Raw genomic sequence first — 22,214 nt, 5'->3', positions numbered from 1 at the left:
CATGTCGTGGTTCTAACATATAGGTGTGCTTAAAAGAGAAAACTGTTATAATAAGGTTTCTCCGATAATGATTACTCCTTGAGTTAGTATGTTGCATGCAAACGTTGGAGGTGGTCCTTTTTTTGCTTTTTATATGGGAATCTTAACCGGTTTTAGAATAAAAGAAGTAATGATTTCTGCCTTTCTCGCTTCTAATGAAGAAATAATTTTCATAATAATAATATGAGAACCAGTTTTTTTTTGATATTATAATATAGATTCTTTTTAAGCGGCAGAAAGCTTGATATACATAGTGCACGAAAATTTTGCCTTTGTAGAGAGATAAGTACAACCTGATGGGGGACTAACATATGTATTCACTATGGAAGCGTTTCGTTAAAAAAGATGCTTCTTCCGATGTAACAAATAGGATTCAGCATATTAAGAAGTTTGATGTTCCTCAACATATCGCCATCATTATGGATGGAAACGGCCGTTGGGCCAAAAAGCGTGCAATGCCACGTGTGGCGGGTCATCATGAAGGAATGAAAACCGTTCGTAAAATTACGAAGGTTGCCAATAATTTAGGGGTCAAAACTTTGACTGTCTATGCGTTTTCCACTGAAAACTGGAAACGTCCAAAAAGTGAAGTCGACTTTTTAATGAAGCTTCCCCAGGAATTTCTTGGGACATTTTTGCCTGAACTCATTTCTGAAAATGTAAGGGTGGAAACGATTGGCGACTTGTCACTCATTCCTTCACATACTCAAAATGCCGTGAAACGAGCGATGGAAGACACGAAGGATAATGATGGGATGATTCTGAATTTCGCCCTGAACTATGGGAGCCGTGGAGAGATTGTATCTGCAGTGAATAACATCATTCAAGATGCTAAGAATGGTATAATAAAGGAAAATGTATCTGAGGAAATGATATCCAGTTACTTAATGACCAAACATTTGTCAGATCCGGATTTACTGATTCGTACAAGTGGCGAAATCCGTTTAAGTAATTTCATGCTTTGGCAGTCGGCTTATACTGAACTGTGGTTTACTGAGGTGCTATGGCCGGACTTTAGTGAAGAGCATTTATTGCAGGCAGTTGAGGAGTATCAAAAGCGTTCACGAAGATTCGGTGGCGTTTAATGCAGAAGGCGAGGAAAATGGAATAATGAAACAACGAATTATTACGGCGGTCGTAGTTGCCGCTATCTTCATTCCACTAGTTATTTTAGGGGGCATTCCCTTTTTACTGACGGTTTATCTGTTAGGATCCATTGGTTTGTATGAACTGATGAAAATGAAAAATTTGCGTGTACTCTCTTTTGAAGCGATTCTTTCACACATTTTATTGTGGGTACTTTTATTGCCTCATGAATATACTGCTTTTTTAGCGGAAATAAATTACGATAAAGTACAAGTCTTCTTAATCGGGGTTTTGCTGCTGCTGCTTTATACAGTTGTTTCAAAAAATCGTTTTACTTTTGATGACGCAGGCTTTTTAGTGATTTCAATCCTATACTTGGGAATTGGTTTTTACTATCTATTCGAAACACGTGACTCTGCAGGATTGGGTTTGATTTATATCTTGCTTACCCTATTTACGATCTGGGCAACCGATTCAGGGGCCTACTTCATAGGTAAATCACTTGGTAAAAGAAAGCTATGGCCAGAAATAAGTCCAAACAAGACGGTGGAAGGATTTATCGGCGGGTTATTCTCCGCGATGATCGTGGGTGCTTTATTTTATGCCTTCTCCAGCCTTGACTACACGTTATTACAATTATTAATGATTTCATTGATCATTGGGGTTTTTGGCCAATTGGGTGATCTCGTCCAATCGGCATACAAACGTCATTATGGGGTAAAGGATTCAGGGAAGCTTCTTCCGGGGCACGGTGGGATTTTGGACAGGCTTGATAGCGTGATATTCATTTTACCGATTTTGCATTTATTGCATGTTTTATAATATAAATATAGGCAAGCGTTATATGAATTAGGAGATGAGCAATTTGAAAAATATCAGCCTATTGGGCGCAACAGGTTCGATTGGTCAACAAACAGCGGATGTGGTAAGGTCCCATCCTGATCAATTCAAGATAGTGGCGCTTTCAGCTGGAAAGAACATAGAATTGGTAAGGACTTTTATAAAAGAGTTTGAACCGAAACTGGTTTCAGTCCAGACGGAAGAAGATTATCATGTTTTGAAAAGTGAATTCTTCAGCCGAAAAGATATCGAATTCATGTATGGCGATGAGGGATTGACTGCAGTGGCTGTGTATGATCAAGCGACGATATTGGTCAATGCTGTCATTGGAAGCGTGGGACTTTATCCGACTCTTTCTGCAATCAAGGCTAAAAAGGATATTGCCATCGCCAACAAGGAGACGTTGGTAACAGCAGGTCATTTGGTCATAAGTGAAGCTAAAAAGGCGGGAGTTAGATTACTCCCGGTTGATAGTGAGCATTCTGCTATTTTTCAAGCACTGCAGGGTGAAAAGGAAAAAAATATAGAACGTCTCATCATTACCGCTTCAGGCGGAAGCTTCCGGGATCGAAACAGGGAAGAATTAAAGGGTGTAACGGTGGACGAGGCACTGAATCATCCGAACTGGTCAATGGGAGCTAAAATTACGATTGATTCAGCTTCAATGATGAATAAGGGGTTGGAAGTGATTGAGGCCCACTGGTTATTCGATCTTCCATACGATAAAATTGATGTATTGCTACATAAGGAGAGTATCATCCATTCCATGGTTGAATTTCAAGACTCCAGCGTCATTGCCCAACTGGGGACACCGGATATGCGAGTTCCGATCCAATATGCACTTACTTATCCAGACCGGATGCCACTTACAGGTCGCAAACGTCTGAACTTAGCTGAAGCAGGAAAGCTGCATTTTAACGAAATGGATTTCTCCAGATACCCTTGTTTGCAATTTGCCTATGAAGCGGGTAAAATTGGCGGAACGATGACAACGGTGCTGAATGCCGCTAACGAAGCGGCAGTTGCTGCATTCTTATCTGGAAAGGTATCTTTCCTTGATATTGAGACGTTGATTGAAAAAGCGCTGAATCAGCATTCCGTCATAGCTCTCCCAGATTTAGAAACGATTTCTGAAGTGGATATTATGACAAGGCAGTATATAGAAACTTTAGTGAAAGATAGGTGACCGGAACATGCAGACTTTAGAAACGATTATAGCGTTCATCATCATTTTTGGCGCTCTTGTATTTTTCCATGAGCTTGGACACTTAGTGTTTGCAAAGCGTGCTGGGATTTTATGCCGGGAGTTCGCAATCGGTTTCGGACCAAAAGTATTCACGTATAAAAAGAAGGAAACCGTTTATACGATTCGATTGCTTCCTCTGGGCGGGTACGTGCGTATGGCTGGTGAAGACGCAGAAAATATCGAACTGAAGCCCGGGTATCGTGTGGGATTAATGTTTGATCATGATGAGAATGTTACAAAAATCATTTTGAACAATAAAGATAAATATCCTGATATTCGTCTTGTTGAAGTTGAAGTGATCAATCTTGATCATAAACTTATCCTAACCGGTTATGAAGAGGGTGAGGAAGATACATTAAAGACGTTTGCCATTCATAAAGAAGCGGTAATCGTTGAAAATGGTGTGGAGAATCAGATTGCTCCATTTGACCGGCAATTTGCCTCTAAATCGCTTGGGCATCGCTTCCTTACGATTGTAGCAGGACCTGCAATGAACTTTGTTTTGGCTTTTGTCATTTTTGTTTTAATCGCCTTGTTTCAAGGAGTCGTGGTGGATGAAGCGAAACTTGGTGAACTGACTGCAGATGGTTCGGCAGTAAACGCCGGGTTAAAATCGGGGGATGTCATTCAATCCATTGAAGGGACGGAAGTCTCATCTTGGGGAGATGTTCAGGAAAGTATCCAAAAGCACCCTGGGCAAGAGATCGAGTTTGTCGTTGATAGGGATGGGAAAACATTAGAAGTGCCGGTCGTTCCACAAGAAGTGGAAAGGGAAGGTAAGAAGATTGGAATTATCGGTGTGTACCCTCCTGTTGAAAAAGCACCGATTAAAGCTATTCAATACGGTTTTACAGAAACATATTTCTGGACAAAACAAATCTTCATCATCCTTGGAGATCTCGTAACGGGCGGATTTACGATAGATAGTCTATCTGGTCCTGTAGGAATATATAAATCCACTGAAGAAGTAGCGAAACAAGGTATATTCACATTGATGAAATGGGCAGGGCTTCTCAGCATTAACCTGGGAATCATGAACTTGCTGCCGCTACCGGCATTGGATGGAGGAAGACTGTTATTCTTTGTTGTCGAATTCTTAAGAGGAAAACCAATCGACCGCCAAAAAGAAGGAATGGTTCACTTCATCGGTTTTGCTTTACTGATGCTATTGATGATCGTCGTTACATGGAATGATATCCAGCGATTCTTCTTGTGAGACTTTCTTGGGTAAGAAAAAACAGGCCAGCAGATTTATCTGTTGGCTGTTTCTTATTTTAAGAATGACTAGTATTTCCTTAGTTTTTTAACTGTTTCAGGGAAATAGTTTGTTTTCTAGGGAAATCGTAAGTATAATCGATAATGAGTATAATAACAGCTTTTCTGAATTACGAAGAAAGACTTTTATGTATTGATATGATCATATCCATTCTGCGGTACGATTTTTACCGTAGTCACAGTTTAATTTAAAGGAATTATTGAAGAGGTGCAGATATGAAACAAAGTATGACGTTAATCCCTACATTAAGAGAAGTGCCTGCAGATGCTGAAATCAAAAGTCATCAGCTTTTATTGCGTGCAGGATTTATGAGACAAAATTCCAGCGGGGTTTATAGTTTTATGCCACTTGGAAAAAAGGTGCTTCAAAAGGTAGAAGCGATCGTTAGGGAAGAGATGGAGAATGCTGGAGCAGTTGAACTATTGATGCCGGCTTTACAACAAGCCGAATTCTGGCAGGAATCAGGGCGCTGGTATACCTATGGCCCAGAGTTGATGCGCCTTAAGGATCGCAACAACCGTGAATTTGCACTTGGTGCCACACATGAAGAAGTGATAACGAGCTTAGTTCGTGATGAGGTGAAATCCTACAAGCGTCTTCCTTTAACGGTATATCAAATCCAAACCAAATTCCGTGATGAACAAAGACCACGTTTTGGATTGTTGCGTGGGCGTGAATTCATCATGAAAGATGCTTATTCTTTCCATGCTAATCAAGAAAGCCTTGATGCTGTTTATAAAAGAATATATGCGGCGTATTCAAACATTTTTAGCCGTTGTGGCTTGGACTTCCGTGCCGTCATTGCCGATTCAGGGGCTATGGGCGGAAAGGATACACATGAATTCATGGTCCTATCTGAAATAGGGGAAGATACGATCGCCTATTCGGATACTTCCGATTATGCAGCTAATATTGAAATGGCTCCGGTAAGTGTTAAATATGAAAAAAGTCAAGAAGCACAAATTGCACTTGAGAAAATTCATACACCTGGTCAAAAATCGATTGAAGAAGTTGCTTCATTCTTAAATACTGATGCAGAAAAACTGATCAAATCGTTATTGTTTAAAGTGGATGAGAAGAATGTGCTTGTATTGGTACGAGGCGATCATGAAGTCAATGATATCAAGTTGAAGAATTTCTATAACGCTTCAATCGTTGAATTGGCTGATCCAAACGAGACGAAAGAAATTTTAGGATGTTTGATTGGATCCCTTGGACCAATCAATGTCACTTCTGAGGTAGAAGTGATTGCTGATGTTGCCGTCGAAGCGATGGTTAATGGAATCTGTGGTGCAAATGATGAAGATCATCATTATGTGAACGTAAATCCAGAACGCGATTTTAAAGTGGCCAATTATATTGATCTTCGTTTCATTCGGGAGGGCGACCCATCACCTGATGGAAACGGAAAAATTAAATTTGCCAAAGGGATTGAGGTAGGCCACGTGTTCAAACTTGGAACTAAATATTCCGAAGCGATGAATGCGACATTCCTTGATGAGAATGGACGGTCACAGCCTATGATCATGGGCTGCTATGGAATTGGTGTTTCCCGCACACTTGCTGCTGTAGCTGAACAATTCAACGACGATAAAGGGTTGGTGTGGCCTGCAAACTTAGCACCATACGAAGTTCATTTGATTCCAATCAATATGAAGGATGAAGCCCAGGCTGCCCTTGGTGAAGATTTGTATAATGAGCTAAAGGCCCAAGGCATGGATGTTCTGATGGATGATCGTCAAGAACGTGCAGGCGTAAAATTTGCCGACTCTGACCTGATCGGTCTTCCTGTCAGGGTAACGGTAGGTAAAAAGGCATCTGAGGGAATCGTCGAAGTGAAGATCCGTAAAACAGGTGAGGTTCTTGAAATTGAAAGAGCTGAACTATCTCAAAAGCTTCAAGAAATACTGGGATAATTTAATAATAGGGGAATTAGGCATCATTCAATTGGATGATGCCTTTCCTTTTCATGGATTTGGATACTAGAGAAACAATCGTGATATGATATAATAACCACTGATATCAAACGAAAATGCTAGTGAATAATATCTTAAGAGATAGTAGATAGGGGAGAGAGGGAATGGATCAAAATCCAAATAGCGGTAGAGAGAGATTTCAACTCTTGCTCCAGCAAATGGACTTGACTGAGGATGCCTTTGTGAATTATTTCATAGGTGCCGAAATTGATAAGCTCTCAATCGAGAGGGAGTCCAAAACATGGCATTTTGCCTTTAATATACCTGCATTAATTCCTTGCAGTGTTCATACAAGACTTGCTACTCATTTAGCAAGTACGTTTTCCCATATTGCGAAGGTCACATTCAACTTGAATGTGGCCAATCCGCAAGTGACGGAACAATTGGTAAAAGAGTATTGGAAAAACTGCATTGGCGAGCTTGAAGGCATGTCTCCGGCCCTGTTATCACTCTTGAATGAACAAGAGCCAACAGTGAATGGATATAAGCTGATCGTTAGCGCCCGAAATGATACCGAGGCCGTCCAGCTGAAACGAAAATACTCCGGGATCATTTCTAATATCTACCAAACATTCGGTTTTCCTCCGTTGACACTGGAAGCGGAAGTGAAGGAAACGGTTTCTAATCCTGATTACCAGAAGTTTTTAGAAGAGAAACAAAAGGAAGACGCAGAAAAGGGACTTGCTGCCCTGGTGGAAATGCAGAAGAAAGAATCGGAAAAAGGCGGCGACGATGTTTACGAAGGACCGGTTAAAATTGGCTATACGATTAAAGAAGATGCGGATTTCCGCCGGATCGAACAGATTATCGATGAAGAGCGCAGGATTGCGATCGAAGGCTTCGTATTTGATGCAGAAGTGCGTGAGTTACGCAGCGGCCGCAGCCTATTGACGTTTAAAGTCACCGATTATACGAGCTCGATATTGGTCAAAATGTTTTCGCGTGATAAAGAAGATGCTGCCATACTTGCCCGTGTGAAAAAAGGGATGTGGGTACGTGCCCAAGGCAGTATCCAAAATGATACATTCGTACGTGATCTGGTAATGATCGCTAATGATATAAATGAAATTTCTAAACAAGGAAGGCAGGATAAGGCTCCTGAAGGAGAAAAGCGCGTAGAACTGCATATGCATACCCCAATGAGCCAGATGGATGCAGTGACACCTACTTCAGCACTTGTTGCCCAGGCTGCCAAGTGGGGGCATAAGGCTGTTGCCATTACGGATCATGCAGGTGCCCAATCATTCCCTGAGGCTTACAGTGCAGGGAAGAAGAATGGCATCAAAATCCTTTATGGTGTCGAAGTGAACCTAGTGAATGATGGTGTGCCCATCGTTTATAATGAGGCGCATATTGCTTTGGCAGATGCCACGTATGTTGTGTTTGACGTAGAGACGACAGGACTGTCAGCCGTTTATGATACGATCATTGAATTTGCAGCAGTGAAAATTCGTGATGGGGACATCATTGATCGATTCGAGTCCTTCGCGAATCCACATCATCCATTATCCAATACGACGATAGAATTGACGGGAATAACAGATGATCTTGTAGAGAATGCTCCTGAAGTCTCTGAAGTGCTGGAAAAGTTCAAGGCTTGGGCAGGAGATGCAATCCTGGTTGCCCACAACGCAACCTTCGATATGGGCTTTTTGAATATAGGTTATAAAAACCTGGGATATTCCAAAGCATCCAACCCTGTTCTGGATACATTGGAACTTGCCCGCTTTCTTTATCCGGAATTTAAAAATCACCGGTTAAATACATTATGTAAAAAGTTCGATATCGATTTGACCCAGCATCATAGGGCCATTTATGATGCTGAAGCTACTGGTTACTTAATGCTGAAGATGCTGAAGGATGCAATGGAAAAAGACATTACCCATCATGATCAGCTTAATGACAATATGGGTAAAGGCAATGCGTACCAACGCTCCCGTCCGTCCCATTGTACGTTGATCGCGCAAACACAGGCTGGTTTAAAAAACCTTTTTAAATTAGTTTCAATATCGCATATGGATTATTTTTATCGTGTGCCCCGGTTACCCCGTTCACAACTTAAAAAGTATCGTGAAGGAATTCTGGTCGGATCGGGATGCGATAAAGGGGAAGTTTTTGAAGGGATGATGCAGAAGGGCTTTGAGGAAGTCGTCGATATCGCCGAATTTTACGACTATCTTGAAATCCATCCGAAGGAAGTGTATCAGCATTTGATTGAGCTTGAATATGTCCGGGATGATAAATCGTTAGAAACGATCATCTCAAATATCGTCAAGCTTGGTGAAAAATTGGATAAGCCTGTCGTTGCCACTGGGAATGTACATTATTTGGACCCTAATGATAAAATTTACCGTAAAATCCTTGTGAACTCACAAGGTGGAGCAAACCCGCTTAATCGTCATAAGCTTCCTGATGTACATTTCCGGACTACTGATGAAATGCTACGGGAATTCTCCTTCCTTGGTTCTGAGAAAGCCAAGGAGGTCGTGGTAACCAACACGAATAAAGTAGCGGATATGATTGAAGAAATCAAGCCAATTAAAGATGAGTTATATACACCTAAAATTGAAGGTGCAGAAGAAGAGATGCGTGAGATGAGTTATGGCATGGCGAGGAAGATTTATGGAGAGAACCTGCCGGAAATCGTGGAAGCTCGTCTTGAGAAAGAATTGAAAAGCATCATTGGTCATGGTTTTGCTGTTATTTATTTAATCTCTCACAAACTAGTTAAAAAATCTTTGAATGATGGGTATCTTGTTGGCTCAAGGGGATCTGTTGGATCATCCTTTGTTGCCACGATGACTGAAATTACAGAGGTAAACCCTCTTCCGCCGCATTATGTATGTCCGAAGTGCAAGAAATCGGAATTCTTCAATGACGGTTCGGTAGGTTCCGGGTTTGACCTGCCTGATAAAGACTGTCCCGATTGTGGAATTGCTTATACAAAGGACGGCCATGATATCCCGTTTGAAACCTTCCTTGGCTTTAAAGGGGATAAGGTTCCCGATATCGACTTGAACTTCTCCGGTGAATACCAGCCGAAAGCACATAACTACACGAAGGTCTTATTCGGGGAAGAATATGTATACCGTGCGGGAACGATTGGTACAGTCGCTGAAAAAACGGCATATGGGTATGTAAAAGGATACTCCGCTGATAATAACATCCACATGCGCGGGGCTGAGACTGATCGCCTTGTTGCCGGTTGTACTGGGGTGAAAAGGACAACAGGACAGCATCCAGGCGGAATCATCGTTGTTCCGGATTATATGGATATTTATGATTTCACACCTATTCAGTTCCCTGCTGATGACAGGAACTCCGAGTGGAAAACGACTCATTTTGATTTCCATTCCATTCATGATAATATTTTGAAATTAGATATACTTGGTCACGATGATCCGACTGTAATCCGGATGCTTCAAGATTTGAGTGGCATCGATCCAAAGACAGTTCCTACAGATGATCCAGTAGTAATGAAAATATTCAGCAGTACTGAATCATTAGGAGTGACTGAAGAGCAGATCATGTGTAAAACGGGTACACTCGGCATTCCCGAGTTTGGAACGCGTTTCGTTAGGCAAATGCTTGAAGATACGAAACCTACAACATTTTCCGAGCTTGTCCAGATCTCGGGATTATCACATGGTACGGATGTATGGTTGAGCAATGCACAGGAATTGATTCACAATCGCATTTGTACATTAAGTGAGGTTATCGGCTGCCGGGATGATATTATGGTCTATTTGATTTATCAAGGACTCGATCCTTCCCTGGCGTTTAAAATTATGGAATCTGTACGTAAAGGGAAAGGGCTTTCTGAGGAATTTGAAGAGGAAATGCGGAAAAATGAGGTACCGGAATGGTATATCGATTCATGTAAGAAGATTAAATACATGTTTCCTAAAGCCCATGCTGCAGCTTACGTATTAATGGCTGTCCGGATTGCCTATTTTAAAGTGCATCTGCCTTTATTGTATTATGCAGCCTATTTCACAGTACGTGCCGATGATTTCGAAATCGACGCCATGACACGGGGTTCGCAAGCGATCAAATCAAAAATGGAAGAAATCATGGTAAAAGGATTGGATGCATCCACTAAGGAAAAGAATACTTTGACAGTTCTTGAACTGGCTTTGGAAATGTGTGAACGAGGATTTGCATTTGCTAAAGTGGATTTGTACAAATCCAGTGCTGACCAATTCCTTATTGAAGGAAACACTTTGATTCCGCCTTTCAATTCGATACCTGGTCTTGGAACGAATGCCGCCATCAATATCGTCAACGCACGCAAGAATGGCGAATTCCTTTCGAAAGAAGACCTCCAACAACGAGGGAAAGTTTCGAAGACCATTCTTGAATACCTTGATAAACAAGGGTGTCTGGAGTCATTGCCTGAACAAAATCAGTTATCATTATTTTAAAGTGGATACGGATGTCAAAAAGGAAGAAACAGACATGGTATTTGCATAAATATCTTGATTATGGTATATTTTTATTGGAAATACTAAGAGGAACCAATGGCAAGAGTGGGGAAACCCACTCTTTCGTGTTGTATTGACCATTTAATTTTGAATCCGAAACCAAGCGCATACAACGCACGTATGGAGGAAACAAATGAGTAAAAAGGTAACGGAAGTTGTAGAGGAATTAGCATTACCAATTCTTGAGGAATTGCAGCTTGAATTAGTCGAAGTGGAGTATGTGAAGGAAGGTAAAAGCTGGTTCCTTCGAGTTTACATTGATAAAGAAACAGGCGTAGATATTGAAGATTGCGGAAATGTGAGTGAAAAACTCAGTGAAAAGCTTGATGAGGTTGATCCGATTCCACAAAATTATTTTCTCGAAGTTTCATCACCCGGAGCTGAAAGGCCTCTGAAAAAAGAGAAGGATTTCCTTAATGCTATCGGTAAAAATGTTTACATAAAAACATACGAGCCCATTTTAGATGAAAAAGAATTCGAAGGAATCCTAATCAGTTTCGATGGTAAAGAAGTGACAATCGAAGTCAGAATCAAGACAAGAAAGAAAACGATCGTCATACCATTCGAAAAGGTAGCCAAAGCAAGATTGGCGATTACCTTCTCTTAAGTCAAGCAAATCATTAATTAAATATCCGTAAGGGGGATCACCATGGGCAATGAGTTATTGGATGCTCTCTATATTTTAGAAAACGAAAAAGGAATTTCCAGGGAAGTTTTGATCGACGCGATTGAAGCTGCACTTATTTCGGCATACCGCCGTAACTTTAACCAAGCACAAAATGTACGTATCGACTTGAATCTTGGTAAAGGAACTATGCGTGTATTTGCGAGAAAAGACGTTGTTGACGAGGTATTCGATTCACGTTTGGAAATTTCTGTTGAAGAAGCAAGAGCAATTGATCCCAACTATCAGTTAGATGACGTTGTCGAAATGGAAGTTACGCCTAAGGATTTCGGCCGTATTGCTGCTCAAACTGCAAAACAAGTCGTTACCCAAAGGGTGCGTGAAGCAGAACGAGGCATCATTTATGCCGAATTCATTGATCGCGAAGAGGATATCATGACTGGAATCGTTCAACGCCAGGATTCTCGCTTCATATATGTAAGCTTAGGTAAAATTGAAGCTTTGCTGCCCGTGAATGAGCAAATGCCGAATGAACAGTATAAACCTCATGATCGCATTAAAGTTTTCATCACGAAAGTTGAAAAGACGTCGAAGGGCCCGCAAATTTTTGTATCCCGATCACATCCTGGACTTTTAAAACGTTTATTCGAAATCGAAGTGCCTGAAATTTTTGATGGAACGGTTGAAATCAAGTCAGTTGCCCGCGAAGCAGGTGACCGTTCAAAAATCTCCGTTCACTCCGATAACGAAGAAGTCGATCCTGTCGGTTCCTGTGTAGGTCAAAAAGGACAACGTGTTCAGGCCATCGTCAATGAATTAAAAGGGGAAAAAATCGATATCGTTAAATGGTCTGAGAATCCGGTCATTTTCGTTGCGAATGCTTTAAGCCCTTCAAAAGTCCTTGAAGTTATCGTAAAAGAAGAAGAAAAAGCGACGACTGTTATCGTCCCTGATTATCAACTATCACTAGCAATTGGTAAGCGGGGGCAAAATGCCCGCTTAGCTGCCAAACTTACTGGCTGGAAAATTGATATCAAGAGTGAAACGGAAGCCCGCGAAGCTGGTATTTATCCAGTGGAAGAACAGGAATTCCTTTTAAGCAGAGATAGTTATGTTAATGAAGAGGAAAATGAATTCGAAGAGGATAACGAGTAATCCAGAGGTGAAAAAAGATGAATAGCCGAAAAAAAATCCCGATGCGTAAATGTGTAGCCACAGGCGAAATGAAGCCGAAGAAAGAACTCATTCGCATCGTTCGATCTAAAGAAGGGGAAGTCAGCCTTGATCCGACCGGAAAGAAATCGGGAAGGGGAGCTTATTTAACTCTTGATCGGGATATTATCGAGCTGGCCAAAAAGAAAAACGTGCTGGCTAATCACCTTAGTACCCAAATCGATTCTTCCCTTTATGAACAATTGCTTGAATTAGTGAATAAGGAGAAAAACTAACACCATGACCCAACAACAACAATGGATGTCTCTATTAGGTTTGGCCAATCGAGCACGCAAGCTAATTTCGGGTGAAGAATTAGTGGTTAAAGAGATTAGAAGCGGTAATGCCAAAGTTGTTATTTTATCCGCGGACGCTTCAAAAAACACTGAAAAAAAAATATCTGATAAGTGCGCATTTTATCAGGTTCCTTTAAAAAGAGTCGAAAGCAGGTCAATGCTCGGCCATGCGATAGGCAAGGATGCTAGAGTCGCCGTCGCAGTTCTGGATGAAGGTTTTGCACAAAAACTCCGAACGCTGCTCGATTAAATTTTACGGGGGTGAATGTATGACAAAATTGCGTGTATATGAATATGCAAAACAAAAGAACGTTTCAAGCAAGGATGTAATAAATAAACTTAAAGAAATGAATATAGAGGTAACAAATCATATGACAGCATTAGACGATTCAACTGTAAATAAATTAAACGATTCAATTAAACCTAAAAACGAAGATAAAAGTCAAGCTGCTGAACCAAAAGCTAACGCTACGGTTGCAAAATACGAAGCAGAAGCAGATGAGAAGAGTACGGTCAATAAAGAAAAGCTTAAGAAAAAACCACCAGTTAAACCTGTAGGTACAAAAAAACCGACTGGGCAGTTTAACCGCGGTCGCAATAATAAGAATAAAAATAATAAACAAAGACAACAAGCGCCAGCGGCTCCTGTTACAAAACGTAAAGAAAGAGAACTACCAGAGAAAATTACGTTTTATGAGTCTTTGACTGTTATGGAGCTTGGTAAAAAACTTCACCGTGAACCGTCTGAAATTATTAAAAAGCTCTTTATGCTTGGTGTGATGGCTACAATTAACCAAACTTTGGATAAAGATGCTATTGAATTGATTTGTACGGAATATGGTGTATTGGCTGAAGAAGAGATTCGTGTTGACCTTACTGACCTTGAGTCACTAGTCACTGAAGATGCTTCAGAAGATTTGATTGAGCGTCCGGCCGTAGTAACAATCATGGGCCACGTTGACCATGGTAAAACAACGTTGCTTGATTCTATTCGCCATACGAAAGTAACAGAAGGCGAAGCTGGCGGAATCACTCAGCATATCGGTGCCTACCAAGTTAAAGTTAACGACAAAAAAATCACTTTCCTTGATACACCAGGACATGCTGCGTTTACAACGATGCGTGCTCGTGGAGCTCAGGTTACGGATATCACAATCCTGGTCGTAGCAGCGGATGATGGTGTAATGCCTCAAACGGTTGAAGCGATTAACCATGCTAAAGCAGCAGAAGTTCCAATTATCGTCGCTGTTAATAAGATGGATAAAGAAGCAGCTAATCCAGACCGCGTCATGCAAGAATTGACAGAGCATGGTTTAGTTTCTGAAGCATGGGGCGGGGATACAATTTTCGTACCAATCTCAGCTAAACAAGGTGAGGGTATCGATAGCTTGCTTGAAATGATTCTGCTTGTTAGTGAAGTGGAGGAGTATAAAGCGAATCCGTCTCGTAAAGCAAATGGAACGGTTATCGAAGCTCGTTTGGATAAAGGACGCGGTTCCGTTGCGACATTGCTTGTTCAAAACGGAACGTTGAAAGTTGGAGATCCGATTGTTATCGGTAATACTTTCGGGCGTGTTCGTGCATTGGTTAATGATCTTGGTCGTCGTGTTAAGGATGCTGGTCCGTCAACACCGGTTGAAATCACTGGATTGAATGAAGTACCACAGGCTGGCGATCGTTTCATCGTCTTTGAAGATGAGAAAACGGCACGTCAAGTTGGTGAAGTTCGTGCACAGAGACAACTTGCTTCACAACGTAATGAAAAATCCCGTGTAACGCTTGATACATTGTTCGAGCAAATGAAAGAAGGGGAAATAAAAGAATTGAACATCATTCTAAAAGCTGATGTTCAAGGTTCTGCGGAAGCAGTTGCCGCTTCCCTGAATAAAATAGAAGTGGAAGGCGCTAAAGTGAAAATCATTCACACTGGCGTCGGGGCTATTACAGAGTCTGACATCATCCTTGCTACGGCTTCCAATGCTATCGTCATCGGATTTAATGTCCGTCCTGATGTGAATGCGAAGCGTGCAGCTGAATCAGAAAATGTTGATGTCCGTCTTCACCGCATCATCTACAAAGCGATTGAAGAGATCGAGTCGGCTATGAAAGGGATGCTGGACCCTGAATTCGAAGAAAAAATTATCGGTCAGGCTGAAGTTCGTACGACTTTCAAAGTATCTAAAGTCGGCACGATTGCCGGTTCATATGTTACTGAAGGAAAACTTACACGTGATAGCGGAATTCGCTTAATTCGTGAAGGTGTCGTCATTTACGAAGGTGAAATCGATGCATTGAAACGGTTTAAGGATGACGTTAAAGAAGTGGCAACCAACTATGAGTGCGGTATTACCATTAAAAATTACAACGACCTTAAAGAAGGCGATGTAATCGAAGCATATGTAATGGAAGAGATTGAACGTAAATGATCGTTGGCTCTGTCCAATGTGAATGCATTATCCATGATACCCATTCTTTGAAAGAAAAACGGGCCGTGTTGCAGCGTGTCATGACACGCCTTAAACAAAAGTTCAATATTTCGGTAGCCGAAACTGATTTTCAGGATTTATGGCAACGAACAAAGATTACTATCGTAACCGTAACTTCCTCAAGGAAGGCTACTGAGAGGGAACTTCAAAATGCCCTGAAATTTCTAGATTCTTTTCCTGAACTAGAGAGAACAATAACAGATATAGACTGGCTTTAGGCTATCGAGGTGATATTATGAGCCTTCGTTCAAATCGTGTTGGCGAACAAATGAAAAAAGAGCTGAGTGAAATTATTGGCCGGAAAATTAAAGATCCAAGAATTGGATTCGTAACAGTAACGGATGTCGAGGTTACAGGCGACCTTCAACAGGCAACAGTTTTTATTTCCGTTTTGGGTGACCAGGAACAACGGGAGAAAACCTTGCAAGGCCTAGCAAAGGCCAAAGGATTCATGCGATCTGAAATTGGGCAAAGAATTCGCCTGCGCAAAACCCCTGAATTGTTTTTTGAATTTGATGAATCGGTCGATTATGGTAATCGTATTGAGTCGTTGATTTCCCAAATCAATTCAGAGGAAAAACCGGCTGAAAAAGACGAAGAATAAGCAAGCAAAAGGAGGCCGACTCAATAAGTGCTTTGCACTTCTTGAAGTCGGTCTCTTTTTTTTGAATATGGAATATGTAAAAAAGCAATAAACACCTATTAAAATTGGATTATTTTCTTTGTGTTTCCCGTTTGAGGTGTTTTTTCTTTTAAATGATGAGGTGATAAAAGTGAATGGTATTCTACCATTAATGAAACCAAAGGGATTGACATCCCATGATTGTGTTTTTAAGTTAAGAAAGATTTTAAAAACAAAAAAGGTTGGGCATACAGGTACTTTAGATCCTGATGTCACAGGGGTATTACCGATTTGTATCGGAAGGGCAACGAAAATAGCTGAATATTTGACAGAAGCTGGTAAATCGTATGAAGGGGAAGTGACCCTCGGTTTTTCAACGGTAACCGAAGACGCAAGCGGTGAAAAAGTAGAAGAGAAAAAGGTTGCCGAAGTGATTCAGCGTGAACGGATACTAGAAGTGTTGGAATCATTGACAGGGAAAATTGATCAGACGCCGCCGATGTTTTCAGCCGTTAAGGTAAACGGCAAGAAGTTATATGAATATGCTCGTGCAGGAATCGAAGTGGAGAGGCCGACTAGAGAGGTCACCATCTACGAAATTACCCTTCTGGATGATCGTTCTGAATTCGTGGGAGAAACCATTTCTTTTCGTTTTCGTGTCAAGTGCAGTAAAGGAACGTATATTCGAACGCTTGCAGTCATGATGGGGGAAAAACTGGGCTATCCTGCACATATGTCAGATTTAATCCGGATTGAATCGGCTGGTTTTAAGCTAGAGGACTGTTTGACATTCGATGAGGTGGAAGCATTCATGGAAACCGGAAGAACGGATGATTTTCTGTTGCCTTTGGAGCGGGGATTATTTCATTTGCCCAAATTTAAGATTAGTGATAAAGTAGCAAAGAAAGTACTTAACGGTGCGGTATTGGAACAAACAGAGGATGTTGTTGTTGAAAAAGGGAAGCCTTTTGTGATGGTTGACCCATCTGATAAGGCCATTGCCATTTATCAAATACATCCGACAAAAGAGGGGCTAATTAAACCTGTAAAAGTATTGGCACAAGAATTATAGACCGTTTTGCCGTCGGAAAGAGGAGATTGAAAGGTGAAAGTGATCGCAATAGAGCATCCTCATCAATTTAATTCGGATGATTTTCCTGAGCTTGTAATGGCGCTTGGATTTTTTGATGGTATTCATAAAGGACATCAAATCGTTATTCAAACTGCCAAGAAAAAAGCCAAGGAAATGAATCTTAAGTCAGCAGTCATGACATTTGATCCGCATCCTTCTGCAGTATTAGGGAGGAAAACGGAGAATATCCGTTATATTACACCACTTGAAGATAAGGTGGATATCATAGAATCGATGGAGATAGATTATTTATTCATCGTCCATTTCAGCGAGGAATTTGCTTCGGTATTGCCGGAACGCTTCGTTGACGAATACATTGCCGGGCTGAATGTCCGACACGTAGTTGCAGGCTTTGATTATTCATACGGTCGCTATGGTCAAGGGTCGATGGAAGATTTGCCTGTTTATGCACAAGGAAGGTTTTCGCAGACGGTCGTTGCAAAACAAACCCTTGAGGATGAAAAGGTTAGCTCGACAAGAATCAGGGAGACTCTCGGAAATGGTGACTTTTCCGACTTTCATCATTTGGCTGGCCGACGCTATTTAACGAAAGGTCATGTCATTCACGGTGAAAAACGGGGCAGGAAGTTAGGATTCCCCACTGCTAATATTGAAGTGAGCAACGATTATATCTTCCCTGCTGCCGGCGTATATGCTGTCAGGATTAAAATCAGCGGTAAATGGTATAATGGAGTTTGCAATGTCGGTTACAAACCTACGTTCCACGAAGAAAAGCCTAAATATCCTACTGTGGAGGTTCATGTCCTGGAGTTCTCGGGAGATATTTATGGCAACCAGGTTTCTGTTGAATGGCATATAAGACTGCGAAGTGAGCAGAAATTTTCCGGACTTGAAGCATTGGTCGCTCAGATAGAAAAGGATAAACAAGATACGATAGAATATTTTTCAAAGCTTGAAGCTAAAAAAGGTTAGTTAGAGACAAGACTTGCAATTTTAATGAAATACATGTATTCTATTATATGTATGGAAATAACCATTGCTTGGCTAGTCGAGACTCCGACGCTGGCTCGGTAATCGGTGATTTTACAGAATTTTAGGAGGAATAATAACATGGCTATTACACAAGTACGCAAAAACGAACTTATCACTGAGTTCAGAACTCACGATACTGACACTGGGTCTCCAGAGGTTCAAATCGCAGTATTAACAGAAGAAATCAACAACTTGAACGGACACTTACGCACACATAAAAAAGACCACCATTCACGTCGCGGTCTTCTTAAAATGGTAGGTAAACGTCGTAATCTTTTAACTTACCTACGTAACAAAGACGTTACTCGTTACCGTACACTAATTAACAAATTAGGTCTACGTAGATAATTTTTTCAGGAAGGCGGGAAATTTCCCGCTTTTTTGATGTTAATCAAATGATTAGGACGTGTTCTATTTTAAGGCTGAGCCTTCGTCCTTGGGACTCGGCAGGAGCCGGGTCCTTTTCCGTTTATAAATGATCAGGATATACATAATCAAATGAATGAAATTTTTATTCATTTTACTGTTAATGCTTGTTTTTTTCGTGCATAATAGGAATAGTTTGGTTTTAACTCGAGTTCAGTTACTTTCACATAAATGATTTAATCCAATACAGGTTTAGGTAAACTAAGCCTCTAAGTGAAGATTCAGAGAGGGGTTTAATAAATGGGACAGGAAAAACATACGTATTCATTTGACTGGGCCGGCCGTAATGTAACGGTAGAAATAGGGCAATTGGCCAAACAAGCGAACGGAGCAGTTTTAGTCCGTTATGGAGAAACTGCTGTGTTAAGTACAGCAACAACTTCGAAGGAACCTAGAAATGTCGACTTTTTCCCTTTAACAGTCAACTACGAAGAAAGACTTTATGCAGTCGGTAAAATTCCAGGCGGCTTCATCAAGCGTGAAGGCCGGCCGAGTGAAAGAGCAATTCTTGCAAGCCGGTTAATAGATCGTCCAATCCGCCCGTTATTCGCTGATGGCTTCAGGAACGATGTTCAGATCATCAGCATGGTCATGAGTGTCGATCAAGATTGCTCCACAGAAATGGCAGCGATGCTTGGTTCATCTCTTGCACTTTCAGTTTCCGATATTCCGTTCGAAGGTCCAATTGCTGGAGTTGTAGTAGGAAGAATCAATAATGAATTCATAATTAACCCTACTGTTGACCAACTTGCAAAAAGTGACATCAATTTGACGGTTGCAGGTACTAAAGATGCGATCAACATGGTTGAAGCAGGAGCAAATGAAGTACCAGAAGAAACTATGCTTGAAGCAATCATGTTCGGACATGACGAAATCAAGAAGGTCATTGCATTCCAAGAAAAAATCGTTGCTGAAATCGGCAAGGCTAAAATGCAGATCGCATTATATCAAGTGGATGCAGAACTAGAAGCAGAAGTGAAAGGCCTTTGTGAAGCAGACTTGAACAAAGCAGTACAAGTTCAGGAAAAACATGCTCGTGAAGACGCGATTAAAGAAGTAAAAGATCGTGTGTTGGCTCATTATGAAGAAGAAACTGATGAAGCTAAATTAAAACAAATCAAAGAAATTCTGAATATATTGGTTAAATCCGAAGTCCGCCGTTTAATTACGGAAGAAAAAGTGCGTCCAGATGGACGTAATCCTGACGAAATCAGACCATTATCATCAGAAGTTACCATTCTGCCTCGTACTCATGGATCTGGATTGTTCACACGCGGACAAACCCAAGCGCTATCCATTTGTACATTAGGTGCACTAGGTGATGTACAGATTTTGGACGGGCTTGGAACCGAGGAGTCAAAACGCTTCATGCACCACTATAACTTCCCACATTTCAGTGTTGGTGAAACTGGTCCTATCCGTGGGGCAGGCCGTCGTGAAATTGGTCATGGTGCACTTGGTGAAAGAGCATTGGAACCGGTCATTCCAAATGATAAAGATTTCCCTTATACAATTAGACTTGTTTCTGAAGTACTTGAATCAAACGGGTCAACATCACAAGCAAGCATCTGTGCAAGCACTCTGGCAATGATGGATGCTGGTGTACCATTGAAAGCTCCAGTTGCAGGAATTGCAATGGGTCTTGTTAAAACAGGTGAGCACTATACAATCTTAACTGATATTCAAGGTATGGAAGATCATCTAGGGGACATGGACTTTAAAGTCGCTGGTACCTCAAAAGGTGTTACTGCCCTGCAAATGGATATAAAGATTGCGGGTCTTTCAAGAGAAATCCTTGAAGAAGCTTTACTTCAAGCCAAACATGGCCGGATGCATATTTTGGAATCAATGATATCAACAATCAATCAACCGCGTGAGCAGTTATCCAAATATGCTCCAAAAATCGTTACAATGTCTATAAATCCGGATAAAATCCGTGATGTCATTGGACCGAGCGGAAAACATATCAATAAAATCATTGAAGAAACTGGCGTGAAAATCGACATCGAACAAGATGGTACGGTATTCATATCATCTACAGATGAACCAATGATTCAAAAAGCGAAGAAAATCATCGAAGATATCGTACGTGAAGTCGTCGTGGGCGAACTATACTTAGGTAAAGTTAAACGTATTGAAAAGTTCGGTGCCTTCGTTGAAATCTTCAATGGTAAAGACGGTTTGGTACATATTTCTGAACTGGCTGAAGAAAGAGTCGGAAAAGTGGAAGATGTCGTTTCACTTGGCGATGAGTTATTAGTAAAAGTTACTGAGATTGATAAGCAAGGAAGGGTAAACCTTTCACGCAAAGCGGTCCTAAAAGAGCAAAAAGAGGCAGCTAATCCTTCTCAATCGTAATAGAAATGAAAATACGGCATGCGATTCCTTGTGAATCTGCATGCTTTTTTTATTTGAAAGTAATGGGGCGATATAAAGGGGAAACAGTATTAAAAGCATGTCATGTTCTACCTTGTCCGTTTTCTTCATACATTTTGGTATGAAGGGGGCGTAAAAAATGAATAATAAATGGAAGCAGATAGTTGCGATAAGTGCCATTGCAGGTATATCATGGTTATTAGTGCAAAATCCATATACACAAATTTATTTGACCCAATTAACAGATCATTCAGTTGCTTCAATGAAGCAAGAAGATGACCTTCTTTTACAAATAAAAGACTCATCAAAAAAATATGAGATTGCACCACAGGATGCACGAATAGATTCGGTTTGGAAAACCGTTCCTGCGTATAATGGCCTTAAGGTAAAAATTGACGATTCGTATAAAGTCATGAAGAAGGAGGGCGTATTCGATAAGGATAAGCTGGTATTTCAGCAGGTTCCTGCAAAGATACATATAGAGGATCTTGATCCGGCTCCGATTTACCGGGCCCATCCCGAAAAGCCGGTGGTTTCATTTTTAATCAATGTGGCTTGGGGAAATGAATACTTACAAGATATGTTGGCTGTTTTAAAAAAGAATAATGTCAAGGCTACTTTTTTTCTTGAGGGTAATTGGACGAAAAAGAATCCGGATTTGGCCAAGATGATTATGGCTGGCGGGCATGAAATTGGAAATCACTCTTATTCGCATCCAAATATGCAAAACATATCCGCACAGGCTACACGTGAGGAAATTCGAAAAACGAACGAAGTCATTGAAGCGGTGACAGGTGTGAAAATGAAATGGTTTGCACCCCCAAGTGGCAGCTACCGGGACGAAACGGTGAAAATTGCGGATTCTTTCGGTTTGGAAACCGTTATGTGGAGTGTGGATACGATCGACTGGCAAAAACCAAGCCCTGAGGTCCTTCAACAGCGCGTGCTCTCCAAGGTTCACCCAGGAGCATTCATTTTAATGCATCCTACGGAATCCACCGCAAAATCATTGGAAACATTAATTGTTGAAATAAAAAAGAAAGACTTGGATGTTGTTACCGTTTCAGAGGCAGTAGACGAAGAGCGATTGAATCCATGA

Annotated in this window: 18 protein-coding genes; all 18 read left to right on the top strand. The window is 41.1% G+C overall.

From position 1 onward, the window contains the following. The first annotated feature begins 350 nt into the window (after positions 1–350). The 18 genes from LQ203_RS11080 (at position 351) to LQ203_RS10995 (ending at position 22,214) form a co-directional block, all read left to right on the top strand. Positions 351–1,124 (top strand): isoprenyl transferase, encoded by a 774-nt coding sequence (locus LQ203_RS11080; RefSeq protein ID WP_230158039.1) that lies wholly within the window; start codon positions 351–353, stop codon positions 1,122–1,124. A gap of 25 nt (positions 1,125–1,149) precedes the next feature. Then, positions 1,150–1,947, top strand: a complete 798-nt coding sequence (locus tag LQ203_RS11075; RefSeq protein ID WP_230158038.1) for a phosphatidate cytidylyltransferase — start codon at positions 1,150–1,152, stop codon at positions 1,945–1,947. 43 nt (positions 1,948–1,990) lie between these two features. Then, positions 1,991–3,151, top strand: coding sequence for a 1-deoxy-D-xylulose-5-phosphate reductoisomerase (dxr, locus tag LQ203_RS11070; RefSeq protein ID WP_230158037.1), 1,161 nt, complete (start codon positions 1,991–1,993; stop codon positions 3,149–3,151). A 7-nt stretch (positions 3,152–3,158) separates the two neighbouring features. After that, on the top strand, positions 3,159–4,427 hold the full coding sequence (gene rseP / locus LQ203_RS11065; RefSeq protein ID WP_230158024.1) for an RIP metalloprotease RseP: 1,269 nt from the start codon (positions 3,159–3,161) through the stop codon (positions 4,425–4,427). A 275-nt stretch (positions 4,428–4,702) separates the two neighbouring features. Further along, positions 4,703–6,403, top strand: a complete 1,701-nt coding sequence (locus LQ203_RS11060) for a proline--tRNA ligase (protein WP_230158022.1) — start codon at positions 4,703–4,705, stop codon at positions 6,401–6,403. A 164-nt stretch (positions 6,404–6,567) separates the two neighbouring features. Further along, complete coding sequence (locus LQ203_RS11055) at positions 6,568–10,887, top strand: PolC-type DNA polymerase III (RefSeq protein ID WP_230158020.1); 4,320 nt, start codon at positions 6,568–6,570, stop codon at positions 10,885–10,887. A gap of 193 nt (positions 10,888–11,080) precedes the next feature. After that, positions 11,081–11,554 (top strand): ribosome maturation factor RimP, encoded by a 474-nt coding sequence (rimP, locus tag LQ203_RS11050; protein WP_230158018.1) that lies wholly within the window; start codon positions 11,081–11,083, stop codon positions 11,552–11,554. 42 nt (positions 11,555–11,596) lie between these two features. Next, complete coding sequence (nusA, locus tag LQ203_RS11045; RefSeq protein WP_230158015.1) at positions 11,597–12,727, top strand: transcription termination factor NusA; 1,131 nt, start codon at positions 11,597–11,599, stop codon at positions 12,725–12,727. Positions 12,728–12,744: 17 nt separating this feature from the next. Continuing rightward, positions 12,745–13,020: a YlxR family protein gene (locus LQ203_RS11040; protein WP_057913378.1), complete on the top strand. Its 276-nt coding sequence runs from the start codon at positions 12,745–12,747 to the stop codon at positions 13,018–13,020. Positions 13,021–13,024: 4 nt separating this feature from the next. Continuing rightward, on the top strand, positions 13,025–13,330 hold the full coding sequence (locus LQ203_RS11035) for a YlxQ family RNA-binding protein (RefSeq protein WP_061144653.1): 306 nt from the start codon (positions 13,025–13,027) through the stop codon (positions 13,328–13,330). Positions 13,331–13,349: 19 nt separating this feature from the next. Further along, positions 13,350–15,506, top strand: coding sequence for a translation initiation factor IF-2 (gene infB / locus LQ203_RS11030; protein ID WP_230158013.1), 2,157 nt, complete (start codon positions 13,350–13,352; stop codon positions 15,504–15,506). Further along, the gene (locus tag LQ203_RS11025) at positions 15,503–15,784 is read left to right on the top strand and encodes a DUF503 domain-containing protein (RefSeq protein WP_057913375.1); all 282 of its coding nucleotides are present in this window, start codon (positions 15,503–15,505) and stop codon (positions 15,782–15,784) included. The genes infB and LQ203_RS11025 overlap by 4 nt, the downstream gene beginning before the upstream one ends. A gap of 17 nt (positions 15,785–15,801) precedes the next feature. Then, the gene (gene rbfA, locus LQ203_RS11020; protein WP_230158011.1) at positions 15,802–16,170 is read left to right on the top strand and encodes a 30S ribosome-binding factor RbfA; all 369 of its coding nucleotides are present in this window, start codon (positions 15,802–15,804) and stop codon (positions 16,168–16,170) included. A 169-nt stretch (positions 16,171–16,339) separates the two neighbouring features. After that, the gene (truB, locus tag LQ203_RS11015; RefSeq protein WP_230158009.1) at positions 16,340–17,260 is read left to right on the top strand and encodes a tRNA pseudouridine(55) synthase TruB; all 921 of its coding nucleotides are present in this window, start codon (positions 16,340–16,342) and stop codon (positions 17,258–17,260) included. 33 nt (positions 17,261–17,293) lie between these two features. Further along, on the top strand, positions 17,294–18,253 hold the full coding sequence (gene ribF, locus LQ203_RS11010; protein WP_230158007.1) for a bifunctional riboflavin kinase/FAD synthetase: 960 nt from the start codon (positions 17,294–17,296) through the stop codon (positions 18,251–18,253). Between the two features lie 138 nt (positions 18,254–18,391). Next, complete coding sequence (gene rpsO / locus LQ203_RS11005) at positions 18,392–18,661, top strand: 30S ribosomal protein S15 (protein ID WP_057913371.1); 270 nt, start codon at positions 18,392–18,394, stop codon at positions 18,659–18,661. Between the two features lie 318 nt (positions 18,662–18,979). Next, positions 18,980–21,097, top strand: coding sequence for a polyribonucleotide nucleotidyltransferase (gene pnp / locus LQ203_RS11000; RefSeq protein ID WP_230158006.1), 2,118 nt, complete (start codon positions 18,980–18,982; stop codon positions 21,095–21,097). Positions 21,098–21,254: 157 nt separating this feature from the next. After that, positions 21,255–22,214, top strand: a complete 960-nt coding sequence (locus tag LQ203_RS10995) for a polysaccharide deacetylase family protein (RefSeq protein ID WP_230158005.1) — start codon at positions 21,255–21,257, stop codon at positions 22,212–22,214.

The sequence above is a fragment of the Peribacillus sp. Bi96 genome (assembly GCF_918698115.1).
Lineage (GTDB): Bacteria > Bacillota > Bacilli > Bacillales > DSM-1321 > Peribacillus.
This window is presented reverse-complemented; position numbering and strand designations above follow the sequence as displayed.

What these genes read in the sequence shown, in the direction of transcription:
- rimP (WP_230158018.1), top strand. Translation starts at nt 11,081, where the DNA reads ATGAGTAAAAAGGTAACGGAAGTTGTAGAGGAATTAGCATTACCAATT.
- rbfA (WP_230158011.1), top strand. Translation starts at nt 15,802, where the DNA reads ATGAGCCTTCGTTCAAATCGTGTTGGCGAACAAATGAAAAAAGAGCTG.
- LQ203_RS11055 (WP_230158020.1), top strand. Translation starts at nt 6,568, where the DNA reads ATGGATCAAAATCCAAATAGCGGTAGAGAGAGATTTCAACTCTTGCTC.
- LQ203_RS11075 (WP_230158038.1), top strand. Translation starts at nt 1,150, where the DNA reads ATGAAACAACGAATTATTACGGCGGTCGTAGTTGCCGCTATCTTCATT.
- nusA (WP_230158015.1), top strand. Translation starts at nt 11,597, where the DNA reads ATGGGCAATGAGTTATTGGATGCTCTCTATATTTTAGAAAACGAAAAA.
- pnp (WP_230158006.1), top strand. Translation starts at nt 18,980, where the DNA reads ATGGGACAGGAAAAACATACGTATTCATTTGACTGGGCCGGCCGTAAT.
- rseP (WP_230158024.1), top strand. Translation starts at nt 3,159, where the DNA reads ATGCAGACTTTAGAAACGATTATAGCGTTCATCATCATTTTTGGCGCT.
- rpsO (WP_057913371.1), top strand. Translation starts at nt 18,392, where the DNA reads ATGGCTATTACACAAGTACGCAAAAACGAACTTATCACTGAGTTCAGA.
- LQ203_RS11060 (WP_230158022.1), top strand. Translation starts at nt 4,703, where the DNA reads ATGAAACAAAGTATGACGTTAATCCCTACATTAAGAGAAGTGCCTGCA.
- LQ203_RS10995 (WP_230158005.1), top strand. Translation starts at nt 21,255, where the DNA reads ATGAATAATAAATGGAAGCAGATAGTTGCGATAAGTGCCATTGCAGGT.
- LQ203_RS11035 (WP_061144653.1), top strand. Translation starts at nt 13,025, where the DNA reads ATGACCCAACAACAACAATGGATGTCTCTATTAGGTTTGGCCAATCGA.
- LQ203_RS11080 (WP_230158039.1), top strand. Translation starts at nt 351, where the DNA reads ATGTATTCACTATGGAAGCGTTTCGTTAAAAAAGATGCTTCTTCCGAT.
- infB (WP_230158013.1), top strand. Translation starts at nt 13,350, where the DNA reads ATGACAAAATTGCGTGTATATGAATATGCAAAACAAAAGAACGTTTCA.
- LQ203_RS11025 (WP_057913375.1), top strand. Translation starts at nt 15,503, where the DNA reads ATGATCGTTGGCTCTGTCCAATGTGAATGCATTATCCATGATACCCAT.
- LQ203_RS11040 (WP_057913378.1), top strand. Translation starts at nt 12,745, where the DNA reads ATGAATAGCCGAAAAAAAATCCCGATGCGTAAATGTGTAGCCACAGGC.